Origin of the sequence: Elizabethkingia argenteiflava, from assembly GCF_009904105.1 — a bacterium.
GTDB lineage: Bacteria > Bacteroidota > Bacteroidia > Flavobacteriales > Weeksellaceae > Elizabethkingia > Elizabethkingia argenteiflava.
The window spans coordinates 1-327 of record NZ_JAAABJ010000194.1 but is presented as its reverse complement, the minus strand read 5'-3'; the positions used below and the strand labels follow the sequence as shown (position 1 = coordinate 327).

General features: G+C 69.7%; 1 pseudogene. It reads right to left on the bottom strand.

Annotated features, from left to right (window positions below):
• Window positions 1-327: pseudogene (locus tag GNY06_RS01560) on the bottom strand (peroxidase family protein); the annotation flags it as partial.

Sequence of the window (327 nt, the reverse complement as noted above, 5' to 3'; positions counted from 1 at the left end):
CGGGCTCGTTGACCGTCCAATTGCGCTGCGGCTCGAGCGCGATGCGCGCGCCATTGGCGCCGCCGCGATGGTCCGACTTGCGGTAGGTCGAGGCGCTCGCCCAGGCGGTCTTGACCAGCTGCGACACGGTCAGCCCGCTCGACAGCACCTTGTCCTTGAACGCCGCGATGTCGGCGTCCGACGGCTTGGTCCCGGCCGGCACCGGATCCTGCCAGATCAGGTCTTCGGCCGGCACTTCCGGGCCGAGGTAGCGGACCTTGGGTCCCATGTCGCGGTGGGTGGGCTTGAACCAGGCCCGCGCGAAGGCGTCCTTGAACGCCTCGTGGT